The organism is Paenibacillus sp. 11B (assembly GCF_030487755.1).
In the GTDB taxonomy this organism is placed as follows: domain Bacteria; phylum Bacillota; class Bacilli; order Paenibacillales; family Paenibacillaceae; genus Paenibacillus; species Paenibacillus vandeheii.
On record NZ_JAUKNS010000007.1, the window covers coordinates 120528 to 138227 of the forward strand.

At 48.9% G+C, this 17700-nt stretch carries 17 protein-coding genes; 13 read left to right on the plus strand and 4 right to left on the minus strand.

Translation table 11 applies throughout. From position 1 onward, the window contains the following. The first annotated feature begins 118 nt into the window (after positions 1-118). Both Q0V21_RS26360 and Q0V21_RS26365 read left to right on the plus strand, forming a co-directional pair. A complete protein-coding gene (locus tag Q0V21_RS26360) occupies positions 119-1453 on the plus strand; it encodes a TrkH family potassium uptake protein (RefSeq protein WP_301881469.1) in 1335 nt (444 codons plus the stop codon). Between the two features lie 17 nt (positions 1454-1470). Beyond that, entirely contained in the window at positions 1471-2142 is a 672-nt protein-coding gene (locus Q0V21_RS26365) for a potassium channel family protein (protein ID WP_024632628.1), read from the plus strand. A 55-nt stretch (positions 2143-2197) separates the two neighbouring features. Here the strand turns inward: Q0V21_RS26365 and Q0V21_RS26370 are convergent, their stop codons facing one another. Further along, positions 2198-3121, minus strand: coding sequence for a LysR family transcriptional regulator (locus Q0V21_RS26370; RefSeq protein WP_024632627.1), 924 nt, complete (start codon positions 3119-3121; stop codon positions 2198-2200). Positions 3122-3424: 303 nt separating this feature from the next. Here Q0V21_RS26370 and Q0V21_RS26375 point away from each other — a divergent pair, with 303 nt between their 5' ends. The 6 genes from Q0V21_RS26375 (at position 3425) to Q0V21_RS26400 (ending at position 9834) form a co-directional block, all read left to right on the plus strand. Continuing rightward, a complete protein-coding gene (locus tag Q0V21_RS26375) occupies positions 3425-4093 on the plus strand; it encodes a succinate dehydrogenase cytochrome b558 subunit (RefSeq protein WP_024632626.1) in 669 nt (222 codons plus the stop codon). A gap of 42 nt (positions 4094-4135) precedes the next feature. Further along, the gene (gene sdhA, locus Q0V21_RS26380; RefSeq protein WP_024632625.1) at positions 4136-5878 is read left to right on the plus strand and encodes a succinate dehydrogenase flavoprotein subunit; all 1743 of its coding nucleotides are present in this window, start codon (positions 4136-4138) and stop codon (positions 5876-5878) included. Positions 5879-6364: 486 nt separating this feature from the next. Next, entirely contained in the window at positions 6365-7129 is a 765-nt protein-coding gene (gene sdhB / locus Q0V21_RS26385; protein ID WP_024632624.1) for a succinate dehydrogenase iron-sulfur subunit, read from the plus strand. Between the two features lie 176 nt (positions 7130-7305). Next, entirely contained in the window at positions 7306-8247 is a 942-nt protein-coding gene (locus Q0V21_RS26390) for a metallophosphoesterase (protein ID WP_301881291.1), read from the plus strand. A gap of 39 nt (positions 8248-8286) precedes the next feature. Further along, positions 8287-9021, plus strand: coding sequence for a metallophosphoesterase family protein (locus Q0V21_RS26395; protein ID WP_301881292.1), 735 nt, complete (start codon positions 8287-8289; stop codon positions 9019-9021). 180 nt (positions 9022-9201) lie between these two features. Then, positions 9202-9834, plus strand: a complete 633-nt coding sequence (locus tag Q0V21_RS26400) for a GNAT family N-acetyltransferase (protein ID WP_079347650.1) — start codon at positions 9202-9204, stop codon at positions 9832-9834. A gap of 248 nt (positions 9835-10082) precedes the next feature. On the opposite strand, the gene Q0V21_RS26405 is transcribed toward Q0V21_RS26400, so the two are convergent. Next, positions 10083-10892 carry a histidinol-phosphatase gene (locus tag Q0V21_RS26405; RefSeq protein ID WP_301881295.1) on the minus strand — a complete coding sequence of 270 codons (810 nt, stop codon included), beginning with the start codon at positions 10890-10892 and terminating at the stop codon, positions 10083-10085. Positions 10893-10924: 32 nt separating this feature from the next. After that, entirely contained in the window at positions 10925-11827 is a 903-nt protein-coding gene (locus Q0V21_RS26410) for a LysR family transcriptional regulator (RefSeq protein WP_024632619.1), read from the minus strand. Between the two features lie 448 nt (positions 11828-12275). Here Q0V21_RS26410 and Q0V21_RS26415 point away from each other — a divergent pair, with 448 nt between their 5' ends. The 5 genes from Q0V21_RS26415 (at position 12276) to Q0V21_RS26435 (ending at position 17150) form a co-directional block, all read left to right on the plus strand. Further along, positions 12276-12734 carry a chemotaxis protein CheX gene (locus Q0V21_RS26415; protein ID WP_024632618.1) on the plus strand — a complete coding sequence of 153 codons (459 nt, stop codon included), beginning with the start codon at positions 12276-12278 and terminating at the stop codon, positions 12732-12734. A 56-nt stretch (positions 12735-12790) separates the two neighbouring features. Beyond that, positions 12791-13564 (plus strand): SDR family NAD(P)-dependent oxidoreductase, encoded by a 774-nt coding sequence (locus Q0V21_RS26420; RefSeq protein ID WP_024632617.1) that lies wholly within the window; start codon positions 12791-12793, stop codon positions 13562-13564. Between the two features lie 212 nt (positions 13565-13776). After that, positions 13777-15150: a DEAD/DEAH box helicase gene (locus Q0V21_RS26425; protein WP_079347646.1), complete on the plus strand. Its 1374-nt coding sequence runs from the start codon at positions 13777-13779 to the stop codon at positions 15148-15150. A gap of 27 nt (positions 15151-15177) precedes the next feature. After that, on the plus strand, positions 15178-15930 hold the full coding sequence (locus tag Q0V21_RS26430) for an ABC transporter ATP-binding protein (RefSeq protein WP_301881299.1): 753 nt from the start codon (positions 15178-15180) through the stop codon (positions 15928-15930). Between the two features lie 2 nt (positions 15931-15932). Further along, positions 15933-17150 carry an ABC transporter permease gene (locus Q0V21_RS26435; protein WP_079347642.1) on the plus strand — a complete coding sequence of 406 codons (1218 nt, stop codon included), beginning with the start codon at positions 15933-15935 and terminating at the stop codon, positions 17148-17150. Between the two features lie 159 nt (positions 17151-17309). Here the strand turns inward: Q0V21_RS26435 and Q0V21_RS26440 are convergent, their stop codons facing one another. Further along, entirely contained in the window at positions 17310-17441 is a 132-nt protein-coding gene (locus Q0V21_RS26440) for a YjcZ family sporulation protein (protein WP_218671893.1), read from the minus strand. Positions 17442-17700 lie beyond the last annotated feature (259 nt).

A 17700-nucleotide genomic window follows, 5' to 3' on the forward strand; every position in this document is an offset into this window, starting at 1 on the left:
TGGAGCTTTCCAAGTGCTTGGGTATAACGAAGAGCGTTATGGAAAAGCGCTTCGGAGAAAGGCTCCACGTTGTGGAGTCATTTTCTTTTTGGCAGAGGTGGATGATACTTAAGTGAAAATGAATGTTCAATGGATGCGGCTATCGCCACCCCGAATTCTGGTCCTCGGGTTCGCAGGTATTATATTGCTTGGGACACTTCTGCTGATGCTTCCGGCATCCAGTCGAAGCGGGGGCAGCCTTCCTTTTATTGATGCGCTCTTCACCGCGACTTCCGCAGTCTGTGTAACAGGGCTGGTTGTCGTGGACACGGGAACTCACTTTTCGACGCTGGGTCAGGTCGTGATTGCAATCCTGATTCAAATTGGCGGACTCGGCTTTATGACGATGTCGACACTGGTGGCGATTGCGTTCAAACGACGCATCTCTCTGCGTGAACGGTTGATTTTACAGGAAGCGATGAACCAGAGCACGATGGAAGGGATTGTCCGTCTTATTCGCAAGGTTGTGGTCTACTCGCTCATACTGGAAGGCATATGTGGCACGTTGTTTGCCATTCGCTGGTCGTTTGATATGCCGGTAGGGCAGGCCATATATTATGGATATTGGCATGCCATCTCCATGTTTAACAATGCTGGGTTCGACATGTTTGGAGAATTCCGCAGCTTAACCGGGTATGTGTATGATCCGCTCGTTAATTTTACAGCTATGTTCCTGATTGTTTCCGGCGGCATTGGCTTTGTTGTTCTGTCTGATCTGGTAGAGTATCGGAGAACGAAGAAGCTGTCGCTGCACTCCAAAGTGGTGCTGCTGACGACAGGATTGTTAATCATATTTGGTGCACTGGTTATTTTTGTATTTGAATTCAGCAATCCCCGTACATTAGGTGGCCTGAACTGGGGTGGCAAAATATTGGGTTCATTTTTCCAGTCCATCACGCCGCGAACAGCTGGTGCTAATACGTTAGACATCGCCGGGCTGAGGCAGGCAACGCAATTTTTCATCATTATATTAATGTTTATCGGGGCTTCTCCAGGTTCCACAGGAGGCGGGATCAAAACGACCACCTTTATGATTATGATCGGGGCTGTTGTCGCGATGATTCGTGGGAGGGAAGATATCGTCTTTTTCAGGTACCGACTCTTACAGGAACGGATTTTTAAAGCATTGACGATTACGCTCCTCGCACTGTTGCTGATTATCGCGGTTACGATGGTGCTCAGTACAACGGAAGACAGCAGTTTTCTGACGATTTTATTTGAGACGACATCAGCTTTTAGTACGGTTGGTTTGTCTATGGGACTTACGCTGAAGCTGACCACGATCGGCAAGATTTTGATCTGTTTCACCATGTTTGCAGGGCGTCTTGGGCCGATTACACTCGCGTATGCACTTGGACAGAAAAAGGGTAAAGAATTGTACAGGTATCCGGAAGGCAAAATGATTATTGGATAAGGGGTTCGTGAAGAACAATGAAAACACAGCAGTTTGCGGTGATTGGGCTTGGGCGCTTTGGCTCCAGCCTGGCACAGGAATTAATGGAACTTGGATATGAAGTGCTGGGTATCGATAAAAATGAAGAAGTCGTCGATGACATGAGTGAATTGGTCACCCATGCCGTCGTCGCGGATTCGACGGATGAGGAAGTGCTGCGCTCCCTGGGCATCCGCAATTTTGACTGCTGTATCGTTGCCATCGGGGCGGATATCCAGACCAGTATTCTAACTGCCATTTTACTGAAGGAACTCGGTGTGAAAACTGTTGTGGCGAAAGCTATTTCGGTTCTTCATGGACGAGCACTGGACAAGCTGGGGATCGATCGTGTCGTTTATCCAGAGCGTGACATGGGAATCCGGGTTGCCCACCAGCTTGTTACCCCGAATCTGCTGGATTATATCGAATTGTCCGATGATTACAGTATTGTGGAGATGAAGGTTCCAGCCTGTCTGCATAATAAAACGCTATCCACGCTAAATGCACGAGTGCGCTTTGGTTGCAGCATTGTAGCTTTGCAAAAGGAAGCCGGGGTCATTATTGCCCCGACTGCACTGGACTCGCTCCAGATGGGTGACATTATGGTCATTATCGGTATGAATGATGACATTGATCGGTTTGAGGAAGAAGTGATCAGCCAGGAGAGCTGATTCCTTGAAACGGAAAGATGACTGCTGAGCGTGGAGCTCAGCTAATATATGAATGCTAAGGCGTCGTAGTCCTCCGTGAGGGCAGCGGCGCCTTTGCTGTAAAGAGCGCAGCCGTTTCCCTGACCCACTGTCTGGAGGTTTGGCTGAGGTTTTCCTTTTCCCCGTAGATCATGCAGGTCGTACGCCGTGTCTGTTGCAGCTGAGGCAGATATACAGAGACGAGATCATTATCCGCAAGCAATTGAGGGCGGAGATATGACTTGGGAAGCAGTGCTGCGGCTTTGCAGGTAGGCAGAAGGCGGACAATCGCTTCAAAGGAATCAATCTCCATGCGAATATCCGGCATCACGGCGCAGCGCTGGAAGAGGTCATCGGTTAATTTGCGGTACCATGTCCCTTTGGAGAACGTAATCATCGGCAGGTCCTGCAAATGCTCCATTCCGGCCTCCTTGCCAGACAATGGATGCGTCAATGGTACAACCAGCTCCAGATGATCATCGAAGAGCGGCACACAGTTCAGACCGGCCTCGCTAATCGAAGACGCAACGATGCCCACATCCGCTTTTTTATCCCGGACAAAAGAGACAATTTCATGTGTTTTTCCTGTCACCAGCTTAATCTCCGCATTAGGATGTTTCTCCATAAAGGCATTAACCAGCGGAGGCAATGTAGTTTGAAGGGTCGTCAGACTGGCTCCAAGCGTAATTGAGCTTTGCTCTTCGTCCTTATACTGCGCCAGCATGGTCAGAAATTTCTGCTGCTGCTGTTTCTGCTCTATCGCGAAAGTGTAGGCGACCTGACCTACGCTGGTTAATTCGAGTCGTTTACCACGGCGATGAAAGAGCGCCACTCCGAGTTCATCCTCCAATTTGGCGATTTTGCGTGATAGTGCGGGCTGTGAAAGATTCAGCAATTTCGATGCACGGTTCAGACTGGACTGCTCCACAACCGCCGCAAATGCGTTTAATTCCTCGAACATGAGCACTAACCTCTTTTCTAATGAAGGTACTTTGCGTGAGGCATCTCCTTGTCAAATATTTCTCCATGTTGTATGGCCTGCACGACCGATGTTTATAACTTATACCTATAGGTTATAACATTTAATAATTATATTGCAATTCCCTTATAAGAAAAAAAGGAGTAACATGAACCGTGACACAAGTTGTTCACACCTGAAGAAAACGGAACAATTTGTCGAACCTTTCCTTGGGGAAGGTTTGTGTCATGATATGTGAAATTATTTATGAAAACGTTGTATTTAGCGAAAGGGGATCGACATTTTATGAAAGGGTTTTACTCCAGAAAGCTGCACTCCTTGCTTGGCGTCATTCCGCTCAGTCTGTTTTTTGTTGAGCATCTGGTGACGAACTTCTCGGCAGTTGAAGGCGGCAAAGAAGGCTTTAACGGTGCTGTTGCATTTCTGAACAGTCTGCCACTCGTCATTGTTCTTGAAACGCTTCTCATCTGGCTGCCGCTGTTCTATCACGGTGTATATGGTTTGTACATTGCCTATCAGGCCAAGCCAAACGTGGGACGTTTTGGCAATGAGCGCAACTGGCGCTATACGTTGCAGCGCGTCAGCGGTGTTATTACGTTTGTGTTCGTTATCTGGCACATTTGGGAGACTCGTTTCCAGGTTGCGCTGGGGAACGTTACACACGAAGAGCTTGGCGGTGTCATACATGACATCGTGATGAATCCGGTGACGTTTATTTTATATCTGATCAGTGTGGTTGCGGCATCCTATCACTTTGCCAACGGCTTGTGGTCGTTCTTGGTTAGCTGGGGGATTACCGTCGGTCCGCGTGCGCAGCGTGTATCTTCCTACATCTGCATGAGCTTGTTTGCCATCGTAGCCATCATGTTTATTGTATCGCTGCTTGCTTTCCGGAGCATGGATTTCCAGGTAGCGACTTCAATGATTGACGCAGTTAAGACAGTTCTGATTTAAGCATTTAGACTTAAATGCTGACTTATAAGGGAGTGAACAGCAATGGCATCATCTAATATAATTATTGTGGGCGGCGGTCTCGCGGGGTTGATGGCGGCGATCAAATCGGCTGAAGCCGGAGTCCATGTTCATTTATTTTCACTGGTTCCTGTTAAAAGATCGCACTCCGTATGTGCCCAAGGCGGCATCAACGGTGCGGTAAATACCAAGGGTGAGGGCGACTCCCCGTGGGTACACTTTGACGATACGGTATACGGCGGCGACTTCCTCGCGAATCAGCCTCCGGTCAAAGCAATGTGTGAAGCGGCACCAGGTATTATTCACCTGATGGACCGGATGGGCGTAATGTTCAACCGGACACCGGAAGGTTTACTTGATTTCCGTCGTTTCGGCGGCACGAAGCATCACCGTACAGCGTTTGCCGGTGCAACAACAGGACAACAATTGCTCTATGCGTTAGATGAGCAAGTACGTCGCTGGGAAGCAGCGGGTCTCGTTACGAAGTATGAGAACTGGGAGTTCCTGCAGGCTGTTGTGGATGACGAAGGCACCTGCCGCGGGATTGTAGCACAGGATCTGAAAACGATGAAGGTACAAACGTTCCCGGCAGAAGCGGTTATTCTGGCGAGCGGCGGCCCTGGCATTATTTTTGGTAAAACAACCAACTCGGTTATCAATACAGGTACTGCCGCAAGTGCGGTGTATCAGCAAGGTGTAAATTACGCGAACGGTGAGTTCATTCAGATTCACCCGACAGCCATTCCAGGCGACGACAAGCTGCGTCTGATGTCCGAATCGGCTCGTGGTGAAGGTGGACGGATCTGGACGTATAAAGACGGTAAGCCTTGGTACTTCCTTGAAGAAAAGTATCCGTCATACGGGAACCTTGTTCCTCGTGATATCGCGACGCGCGAAATTTTCAGCGTGTGCGTGGATATGGGCCTTGGCGTCAACGGCGAGAACATGGTATACCTCGATCTGTCACACAAAGATCCGAAGGAGCTGGATGTGAAGCTCGGCGGAATCATTGAGATTTACGAGAAGTTCATGGGTGATGACCCACGCAAAATTCCGATGAAAATCTTCCCGGCAGTCCATTATTCCATGGGCGGCATGTGGGTAGATTATAACCAAATGACCAACATTCCAGGACTGTTCGCAGCCGGTGAATGTGAATACCAATATCATGGTGCGAACCGTCTGGGTGCGAATTCCCTGGTATCGGCAATCTACGGTGGTATGGTGGCTGGACCAAAAGCGGTTGAATATATCAAAGGACTCAAAAAATCGTCCGCAGATATCAGTTCTTCCGTGTTCGATGGTTATACTAAGCGCCAAACCGATAAGTATGAAGGCATCCTGAACATGCAGGGCAGTGAAAACGCCTATGTCATTCACAAAGAGCTTGGCGAATGGATGACAGCGAACATGACCGTTGTACGCTACAACGATAAACTGGAAGCTACTATCGGCAAGATCAAGGAATTGAAAGAGCGTTACGGCAAAATCAATATGTACGACACTTCAGGTTGGAACAACCCGGGCGCGGCATTTACCCGTCAGCTGTGGAACATGCTTGAACTGGCAGAAGCGATGACTCTGGGCGCACTGCTGCGTAACGAAAGCCGCGGAGCGCACTACAAACCGGACTTCACCGAACGGAACGACGAGGAATTCCTGAAAACCACGATCGCAAGCTGGTCGAAGGAAGGTCCAAAAATTTCGTACGAGCCTGTAGACGTTTCCCTCATCCCACCACGGATCCGGGACTACTCGAAAGATTAAGTAAAGCGAAATCTTGGCCTATTAATAAAGTTAAAGACGTAGCACCTTAACGGAAAAGCAGTAGACAAATAGAGGCGAAGCGTAAGCGGAGCTTCTCAAAGTTACTGCCAACCAGAATGAATTATTGCAACTTTCAGTAAAGTGACTCCATAAGCACGACGTAGCGGAGGAGACGGAAATGTCCTGAAGAAGCAGAGCGTTTGCGATGCTTTAGAAATTAAATACTGCATCCAGCATGAATGGATTGCAGTTTCCAGCAAAGCGACCCCACGTGCACAACGTAGCGGAGGAAGCGGCAATGCCCAGAAGAAGCGAAGCGCTCGCCTTTATCACCAAATTTTAACCCTGTTAAGGGCTGATTCAGAAAATTTGGGGATAACAGCGATCAGAAGGGCATTCCGCAGCCGAAGCGTCACCCATGCGCGGAAAAGATCACTTTGCGCATAAGCAACACCAATCATCGTCACCAAAGGAGGGGACAACGATATGGCGGACACAGCTACAGCCAAAAAAACCGTCAAGTTTATCATCACCCGTCAGGACAGCCCGGAGTCATCTTCGTACAACGAAGAGTTTGAGCTCCCGTACCGTCCCGGCATGAACGTTATTAGCGCCCTGATGGAGATCCAACGGAACCCGGTTAATACGGAGGGCAAGTCTATTGCCCCGGTCTGCTGGGAATCGAACTGTCTCGAAGAAGTCTGTGGAGCATGCTCCATGGTCATCAACGGCAAACCGCGTCAAGCGTGTGCAGCCCTGATTGATAAGCTCGAACAACCGGTTCGCATCGAACCGATGAAAACCTTCCCGGTGGTTCGTGACCTCGTCATTGACCGTACCCGGATGTTTAACGCCCTGAAACGGGTTAAAGCTTGGATTCCGATTGATGGTACCTATGACCTTGGTCCAGGTCCGCGGATGCCGGAGAAGAAGCGTCAGTGGGCTTACGAGCTATCCAAATGTATGACATGTGGTGTATGCCTCGAAGCATGCCCGAACGTGAATGAAAAAACAGACTTTATCGGTCCGGCTGCTCTTTCTCAGGTACGTCTGTTCAATGCTCACCCAACAGGAGAGATGAACGCCGAAGACCGCCTGGAAGCACTTATGGAAGATGGAGGTATTGAGGGCTGTGGGAACTCGCAGAACTGCGTGCGCTCTTGTCCAAAAGGTATTCCATTGACTACTTCCATTGCCGAAATGAACAAACAAACGACCAAACACATGTTCAAACGCTGGTTGGGCGTGTAATCTATTCATAAAAAATGCAGAAATTCAATCTGCACCATTAGAAGAAGTCGTGATCCTAGGCGGATGTAGCCCAAGAACACGGCTTCTTTTTCTGTATACTCAGAGGAACCGGGCTAGTCATGCAGAATATGGTATACTAAGGAGATGGATTTGGAGCGGAAGAAGGAGGGGGACGCATGGGAGAAGCACCACGTGAGGGCAGCAAGATCTCGCCGCCCCGGCGCTCACAGTATGGATCTGATTCGGAGAACCCCATTTTCCCAGGAGAAGAAAAGGATCACGATCCCTCCCGGCGCAGTTTTTTGCTGCGCATGATCTTGATGACGGCGAGTGCCAGTTTGCTCACAGGAGGATATGCCTGGTTATGGGAGCCGCGTCATTTGGAAATCAAGCACGTTGAATTGAAATTACCCAAGTTTCCAAAAGCATTCGAGGGACTGCGTGTGATTCAGTTCAGTGATGCTCATCTTGGATTCCATACGGGGCTGAAACAAATGGAGAAGCTGGCTGAAACGATACGGGAACAGCAGCCTGATCTGATTTGTTTTACTGGAGATATGGTTGAACGGGAAGCAGAACCGATGCGTGAATGTATTCCTGTACTTGCCTCGATGCAAGCGAAGTATGGCAAATATGCCGTATTAGGGAATCATGATTATCGTGGCCAGCAGCAGCATGAAGTGGAGCTGATGTTCAAGGAGGCTGGATTCACGTTGCTCCGAAACAGCCATGTTCTGATTGAACGCGGGGATTCACGTATTGCGATAGCAGGTCTGGATGACGCGCTTACGGGCAGACCTGATCCTCTTGCAGCAATCAAGGGATTGAGTAGAGAGGTCTGGAAACTGCTGCTTATGCATGAGCCCGATTATGCAGACATTGCAGCACCTTACGGTTTCGGACTACAGCTCTCCGGACACAGTCATGGCGGGCAGGTGCGTTTTCCATGGATTGGGGCGCTGACTACACCGAGAGGTTCACTCAAGTATATTCAAGGGTTATATTACGCAGGGGATAAGCATATGCCAGTCTATGTGAACCGTGGCTTTGGCATGACCCAACTGCCGATCCGCTTTTTGTGCAGGCCGGAATTGACTGTTTTTGAGTTAAAGGGTTAACAACATAAAGAATATAGAGCATAGAGGGAGGTTAGCCAGATGGAACGAATTGCGATTGTATCCGATATTCATGGCAACATGACTGCTTGGGAAGCGGTATTAAACGATATTCGGAGTCGCGGATTGAAGCGAATCTTTTGTCTTGGCGACCTCGTTGGCAAGGGACCGGACCCGGTACAGGTTGTGGATCTGGTAAGAGAGACATGTGAGCAAGTCATCCGTGGCAACTGGGATGAGCTGGTTGCAGTTAATTCGGACAATGAGAATTTTACTTGGCAAGCGAAGCGGCTGGGTAAGGAGCGATTGACATATTTGAAGAGCTTGCCGTTTAGCCACCAATTAGAGCTGAGTGGTCGGAAGATCCGCCTAGTGCATGCATCTCCCCAAAGTGTATATCACCGCGTACAGCCGTGGGATGAGATGGAGAAGAGGTTAGCCATGTTTGATCCTCCGGCAGACGAGCCTGAGCTCGGTGTGGCGGATGTCGTAGGATATGGGGATGTGCATAACGCATACTTGCAATTTCTGAATGGCAAAATGTTGTTCAATGCAGGCAGCGTGGGTAACCCGCTTGATTTGACCCAGGCTTCATACTGTATTCTTGAAGGAGAGAACAGCAGTGATCGGAACACGCCATTTAACCTTCAATTTGTAAGGGTACCTTATGATATTGAACAGGAAGTACAGACTGCTCAGCAGGCCCAGGTGCCCTCACTTGATTTCTATATCCGAGAGCTTCGTACAGGTGTCTATCGCGGGCTGCAAACGGATTAGTGATTTCAGGAATAAATTGCTGTAATGAATTGGCATACTAATGTTCGGGCTACTGAGCGGAGTGTAGTTGAGTATATTGATGTATCGTCGTTTATCCATGTATTCTATTTGCGCCGGATCATCCTCAGAGCATGCTTGTCTTACCGGACTAGAACCCGTTAGGCAAAAGGAGCGATTGTCATGCTGACCCGAAAAATGCTGGGCCAAGGATTGCCTGCTTTGTTGACAGAGCGCCTTGTTCTTCGATCATTACGTCAGAGTGATTACAGCACGTTGTCGGAGCTGTTTTCCGACCCGCAGGTGATCCGTTATGTAAACAGGGGAAGTCAGCCCACGCCAATCCGGGCTCGGCGATTATTGAATCAGATTCGTAGCAGCAGCGCCAAGCTGGATTCACTGCATTACGGCATCTGCTGGAAAGGCAGTGAGCAGATCATTGGCATCACTTCATTCCAACATTGGAATGACAAGAATGGTACCGCACAGATTGGATACATCTTGAACAGGTCCTGCTGGGGCAAGGGAGTCGCGACTGAGGCAGTGCAGCGTTTGCTGGAATTCGGTTTTGCCGAGCTTAACTTGTCCAAAGTGGAAGCCCGCTGTTACGAGGCAAATGTTTCATCCGAACGAGTGCTTTGCAAGAGCGGCATGAGTTATGAACGAACCCTGCCCTCGTTTGTTTTGAATCATGAGGATGGTGAGACGCCGGATACTCTGCTGGATGTTAAGGTGTATAGTCTATGTCGTGAACAACATGTCCGTTCTCATTGGGAAAATCGCCTGCAAACGTTGGTATCCGACAAGCGCGAGTAACATAGAATAAAATGAAACAGCAGAGGGTTGAAACGAACTTCAATCATTTGTTACACAAATGAAATATAGCTGCAATTGAACTCTAACAGACAGCGGGTAAACTTATCTCATGACCCCCTTTTTGATAATAGATAATGCTGTTGGGACCCGCTGTTTGCGGGTTCATTTTTTTTATATTAGGAAACGAACCGAAAACCCCCACAGCGTGCTGATTCACGCCATGAGGGTTTTATTGTGATGCTCTATGATTAAAACGGTACAACTTGCATCTGTTTTTGTTTGAAGTATACCCATTCCGTAAACCCGATCTCTTGCAGACGTGTACGAACGTCATCTAGTTCATCGGCAACACGCTGTGGTTTGTGGGCATCCGATCCGAAGGTCACCTTCACTCCGTAATGATGCGCACGCTCCAGAATGGCATCTGACGGGTACCAGCCACCACTAAGCTTGGTTTTACCCGACGTATTAATTTCAATGGCCACATTCGATTCTGCAATGACCTGCAACGTTTCGTCAATGGCTTGATCCGCGATAATGTCCGAGAAAGGTGGATAATTTCCTTTCATCGCATCAATATGTCCAAGGATCTGGAACATGCCGCTCCGGGCTGACTGCCGAATCAATGCATAATAACTTTCTTTCACTTCCACCTTACGTGCATCGCTTAAACCATTCCAGCGGGTTTTGTTGAAAATGCTGACATCTTCTGTGTGATGAACTGAACCAATAATATAATCAAAAGGATATTGCCCCAGCGTACTGCGATACAATTCGGCATGAATAGGGAAATAATCGGATTCGATGCCAAGCAGCACATCAATTTTGCCTGCGTATTCTTCCTTCAGAGCAAGTACTTCTTCCACGTAATGATGCAATTCCGACTTGCCCATCGCAATCCGGGGAAAAGCCTGCTCTGCGTCACTGCCAAAGTAAGGTGTATGATCCGAGATACCGATGACCTGAAGTCCAGCTTGAATACCTGCCTCAATATAGTCGCGAATATTGCCGTCCGCATGACCACAACGAAAATGATGGGTGTGAAGATCAAATTTCATATGGAAATCCTTCCTTTCTCATGGCTCATTTATCATTCTGAACTGATGAACTGGGTCTCCGGCATGCCTTTGAGATCGCTCAGGAATTGCTGCATGGCCGAATTGAGATAACGACTTGATTTGTAAATGACTCCGACAGGGTGACTGACCTCAAGTTCACTGAGTGGAATCATGCGCAGTGTGCCTTGCCGCAACTCATGGGCAACAGATTGTTTGGATATAACGGCAGCCCCGAGATTAATCTCAACCATCCGTTTTACTTCCTCGCTGCTCGACAACTCCATGACGATATTGGGCTCAATGTTATGTTTCTTAAAAATGCCTTCCGTAAAGCGACGCCCCACCGTATCCGGGGATAGCAAAATCAGAGGTGTGCTGCGCAGGACATCCACCGCAGCATGCTTTTGCTTCGCCAGCGGATGGAATGGAGACACCACAAGTTCGAACGTATCATAATACAGCACGGACGTATTCAGGTTAGGATTACGCTCCGTGAGATAACCGATACCGATATCAACCATACCATTCTCGACCTGGGTATAGATCTGTGAGGAGGGCAGGGATTGGATACTGGTCTTAATAAGTGGAAATTGATCCTGAAAGTAAGATAACACCCGTGGCAAAATCTGAATGGCAATGGACGTCGTTGTGCCGAGTCTGATATGTCCCTGAGGGGTCTCATCGAGATCCATCAGCTTTTGTTTCAGCTCACCCACGATATCCAGCATACGTTCGGCATGTTGCAGAAACACCTGTCCACGATCGGTGAGGGTTACCGGCTGGTTACGATCGACAAGAACGGTCCTGAATTCATCCTCCAGGCTTTTGATTTGGGCCGAAACGGCAGGCTGGGTCAGATTTAGAAGTTCTCCGGCTTTGCGGAAACTCATCGTTTTCGAGATCGTAATCAGCGTCTCCAGTTGACTGATATTCATGTATGGCCTCCTTGCACGTAAAATGTCTTCTGTCTATCCATAGTGGAATCCCGTAACTGGTCATTGCTTGCGTTCCTTAAATTATAGGTGATTCAAGACAGCAGGGCAATGAAGGGGACATCATGGATTTGGGGAGGTCCATAAGAACGAGAAATTAATTTTATTTCAAGAAAATAAAATTTTTAATATTTTAAGAAACAGTAAAAAAGTCCTAAATACCAATTGCCATGCCCCTCCGTGGCAATTGGTGTTCCAACAGATGCGAAAAGCCTTGTTTTTTCGCTAGAATCAGCTATAAACATTTACCCCGTGGATGACGATAAATTATAGTACACATGCCTTACCGAATTCTTGGTGAATTCTTGTACGTGATAAAGTATAATAAATTTATTGAATATGGGACTTTTGGTGTGTGACCAATAACCCAGTGTAAGGGGGACATTAGACAGTGAAAGCGGAAGTGATTAATCCTTTCCTGGAATCCGCACGGAACGTATTCGAACAGCTCATCCAGGTTTCGCCTTCCACCGGGAGTCTTGGCGTGAAAAATGTGGAGTACATTGCAGACCATGTCTGGATCGTGATCGGAATGACTGGACAACTGAGCGGAAACATTGTGTTTGGAATACAAGAGTCGGTTGCATTGAAAATTGTTTCTGCCATGATGGGCGGTTTTGTCATTACAGAAATGGACGAAATGAGTAAAAGTGCTATTTCGGAACTTGGCAATATGATTAGCGGCAATGCAAGTACCATCCTGTCTAATCAGGGTGTCGTTGTTGATATTACACCTCCACAAGTGATGAATTCTGAATATGTGGCTTCCTTTAGTGCAACGAAGGCGTTGAGCATTCCTTTGCTGATGGACGGAATTGGTGAGATGGATATTCAAGTGATGATCTCGTAGAATAGAACCATACGCCTCTAGGGGCAATATGTGTTCAATACGGGAGGACATCGGGTATGCTGAAAGATCAGGTTGTTTTTATCACAGGTGCGTCGAGCGGAATTGGTGCGCTCTGTGCGCAGATGTTGATAGAAGAAGGAGCCATCCCGATTCTGGCTGCCCGCTCGCGGGACAAGCTGGAGGAGATTGGTGCTTCGCTGAAAGGGCAACACGAACTACTCACGTTAGATGTAACGAATGATGAGCAGGTTCAGACAGCCGTGAATGCGATGTTGCAGAAATACGGACGAATCGATATTTTGCTGAATAACGCGGGTTACGGAAAATTTGCGGCGATGACGGATATGTCTGTGCAGGAATTCGATGAGATGATGGACGTGAATTACATGGGCATTGTCCGCTGCACCAAGGCAGTGTTGCCGCAGATGCTGCAACGGGGCAGAGGACAAATTGTAAATGTAGCTTCCATGGCTGGCAAGATCGGAACGGCAAAATCCGCTTCATACACGGCGACCAAACATGCCGTACTTGGCTTCAGCAATGCCCTGCGCCAGGAACTTCGCAAAACCGGAGTCACGGTAACGACCATTAATCCCGGACCTATCGATACACCGTTCTTCCAACGGGCGGATCCCTCCGGTAACTATGTTAATAATGTACGCTGGATGATGCTGAAGCCGGAAGAGGTTGCGGGGCATATGATCCGGGCGATGAAGAAGCGCAAGGAAGAAGTGAATCTGCCCAGACTGGCTTCGGCTGGTGTGTGGCTATATCAGCTATTTCCGCGTCTTGCTGACAGGCTGTCGCACGGTGTAATGAATCAGAAGTAAGATGCAACAGTGGGCATCACATATCGGATGAAAGAAGGGCTCCGCCGAGGGGCTTTTCTTTTTTTTGTCTGTAAAGGTATGTTTCGTGAATAAGATTTGGTCCGCAGGCTTTTTTCGCATATAATGAAAGGTAATGTGATGACAGGCTTCGGTTATATTAGTACAAGCAGGGCTAGAGCATCGAAACGAATAAATTTAAAGGATGGACATACATGACGAATCAAACATTTGCTTCAATTGGCGTAGAACAGGATCTTGAGGCTGTACTCGCCAGACATGGCATCAATGAACCTTCACCAGTGCAGGCACAGACGATACCGGTTATTCTGGAAGGTCGCGATGTGGTTTCAAAATCTCAGACGGGAACAGGCAAGACGCTCGCCTATCTGCTGCCACTGCTGCAATCCATCAAAAGTGATGTAAAAGGCACACAGAAGCTCATTATAGCTCCGACGCAAGAGCTGGCAATGCAGATTGTACGCGAGGCACAGCGGTATGGAGAAGAACGTAAAATCGGCGTTCTGGGTCTAATTGGCGGTGCAGCGGTAAAACGTCAGATCGAAAAGCTGCGTGAACATCCCGAACTGGTTGTGGGAACGCCAGGACGACTGAAGGAATTGATCACGCTGAAAAAGCTGAAAATGCACAACGTCTCCACAATCGTTATTGACGAGGCAGACCAGGTATTCCAGCTCGGCGGAGTAAGCGACGTGGACTTCGTATTGCGCAGTGCCCTGCGCGACCGTCAACTCATTTTCCTGTCCGCAACGATCGATGAACATACCGCTGGACTCGCGAAGCGGGAGATGAAAGAGCCGGTACAGATCGGAATTGAACCGGACCGGGCAACCGCCGCGGGACTTGAGCATTTTTATTTTGTGGAAGAAAACCGTAACAAAATCGATATGCTGCGACGTTTGGTTAGACAATATAACCCGGATCGCGCCATCGTCTTTGTGAATGCTACCGAGGATATTGGCGAGGTTGAAGCGAAAATGAATCATCTGGGCTTCTCTGCAGCTGCGCTGTATGGAGACGCCGACAAAGTGACACGCAGCAATGTGTTATCCGCTTTCCGCAATGGCAAACTGCAACTGCTGATCGCGAGCGAGGTCGCAGCCAGAGGACTGGACATTGAAGGCTTGCCGATGGTCATTAACTATGACCCTGCATTTGATTCGGAACACTATGTTCACCGCGCAGGCAGAACAGGCCGGATGGGTCGCAGCGGCATCGTGTTGTCGATCGTGGATGAAACGCAAATTTTCATTATGCGCAAGTTTGCGCGGGAACTTGGAATCGAATTGCCGGAACGTGTATTGTTCGGGGGGAAAGTGCTCGAGGCTGATCCGCGCCCGGATACCCGGCCTGAAGGGCATTCCTTCTCCAGAAAACCAGGGCAGTCCCGGGATCGTAAGCCTGGTCAGGCCAGCCGTAATGGTGGCGCCAGAACTGCTGTATCGAACCAACGCTCGACGGGTGGCAAGCCAGCTGGCAATGCAGGCAGAACTGAACGGGACCAGGATCGCAAGAACAAGGGCGCTCCCAAATGGAGCAAAGGCAAAGAGCCACGCGCTGAAGAATAAAACCTGACGAAAGAGGTGCAGGGATAGATGGAAAACGTTCAACCGCCCGTATTGAAAATCAACGGGCTAAGCGGAGGTTACAGTGCCAAGCGGCCGGTCCTCCACGGCATCGATCTGGAAGTTGGACGCGGAGAGATGGTCGGACTGATCGGATTAAACGGTGCTGGCAAAAGTACAACGATGAAGCATATTTTAGGGTTAATGACCCCTCAGCAGGGTGAAGTGAGGGTCATGGGCAAGAAGCGGGACGAAGATCCACAGGTATATCAATCTGCCATGGCCTTTGTACCTGAATCTCCCGAGCTGTATGACGAAATGACGGTCATGGAGCATCTGGAGTTTACAGCCAGAGCATACGGTGTTTCGGAGGCTGATTTCAAACAGCGTACGGAGAAGCTGCTGAAATTGTTCCGCATGAATGAGAAAAGTACCAGTCTGTCCACCCACCTGTCCAAGGGTATGCGGCAAAAGGTCATGATTATGTGTGCTTTTGTGGCAGGTCCGCCACTCTACATCATTGATGAGCCTTTCCTGGGACTTGACCCACTCGGGATCCGCTCTTTGCTTGATTTTATGCTCGAAATGAAAGCGTCGGGATCTTCCATTCTGCTCAGTTCACACATTCTGTCCACCATTGAAAATTACTGTGACCGTTTCATTGTTCTACACCGGGGACAGGTCATTGCTCAAGGGACGCTGAATGAGCTGCGTGCTCAATTCGGGGAATCGAATGCCACGCTGGAGCATATGTTCTATTCCCTTGTACAGGGCAGGGATTAAGCATGGATCTCAAGCAGCTATGGAAGCAAAGACGCACGGGATTCTGGAATGGAATTCTTCCTTACCTGGGTTATGTCATTCAGAGCGGCGTAGCCATGGTGTTCTTATTTCTTGTCATTGCGTTCTCCGCCTGGTATACATCGTTTGTACAGCATATTCCGGCGGGATTCCCGATTCGCTGGATTACGCTGCTGTTGCTGGCACCACTGGTGCTGTTTAGCAGCTATCGTACATATCTGCATCCGGCTGACATCGTATTTTTACGTCCGCAGGAATATCGGATGCACGAATATCTGAAGAACAGCTTCGCCCGTGGCATCATCTATAAAACTCTGGGCATGCTCTTCATATTCATTACGCTGTGGCCGCTCTATGTTCGAGCGGATCAGGATGCAAGGCCATTTGGCTGGTTTATCCTGCTGCTGCTGCTGTGGAAAGGGCTGTCCAGCTATGGGGCATGGCAAGAGCTGCGCATGGTGCAGATTGGTGCAGCCAGAGGATATCGTCTGCTCCGATGGGCACTTGCTGTGCTTGCGGTTGCCGCTTGGTTGTGGCAGCCTCCACAGCGCAGCATCTGGTTCCTGCTGCTGCTGGCTGTTGTCTATATCGTTGCCCTGCGTATTCCTCTGAAACATCGGGTTTCATGGGAACGTCTTATCCAGGTAGAGCAGGGCCAGGCTGGACGAGTGATGCGAACGTTGGGCTGGTTTGTCGATGTACCTTCATCAGGCCAGAAAGTAACTTCTCGCCGCTGGCTTAGCAAATGGGGGAGTGGCCTCCCCTGGAATGCAGGGAAAGCTTACCGCTATCTGATTACCAAAACATTTATCCGAACTGAAGTGTTCTCGATTGTTGTACGCCTGGTCGTACTCGGAATGTTGTTGTCCTGGTGGACGGCAGGCAGTTATTTCGGTATAGGTGTCTACCTGTTCTTCCTGCTGCTTGCAGGTGTTCAACTGGGTGCGCTGCGTCGCAGTCATAGTGAGTCGTTCTGGATTATGATATATCCTATCTCGGGAGAAAGTCGTCGTTCCCAGGTGCTGGGCTTCATCTCGAATCTGCATGCAATGGTTGCCTTACTTATGTGGGTGCCGATGCTCGCTGCGGGAGTGAGTGGACTAGGCATGACTGGAGCGGCATTGGTCCTTGGCGCGCTGGTAATCTACTTGATGCGACGTTCTCAGGGCAATAAGTGGTTGAAGGAAGAAGAGGATGAATGAACGGTCGAGCATCTGCCAGTAAGCAGTCATTGGCGATGCCGATCAGCAATTCTATTGAAACATAACAGAAAGACGGGTATTCCGAGCTGTATCTCGGAATACCCGTCTTTCTGTTAGAATCAGCTTACCTTGTTCCGACTCATGTTGAGGACGTATGGACTAACAGAGGAACGATTTAGTGATAATGACGAGCAAGATAAACAGAACGAGAATGGCACCTGTATTTGTAAATCCTCCTCCGAAACCGCCGCAACCATAACCGCCTCTTGTTTCTTCAACAACTCCAGACATTGGTCATTCCCCTTTCAAGTGGTGTTAGGCACGCCCTTGCGTACATCGTATATTATGTACCGTGGAGGTAGGCTGATTGGGCCGTTGCCCGGTACAGCTTCAAAATCATCGTTTTGGGCATTTGCCCCGGCCCAGACAGCCATGCGTTTTCAGAGTGAACACAAAACACCCCTTTGTATCGAGAGATATTCATCAGGATACAGAGGGATGTTCATATTTGTCAGGAAACGCAAGCTAGTTCGTTTCCTGACTTCTTTAT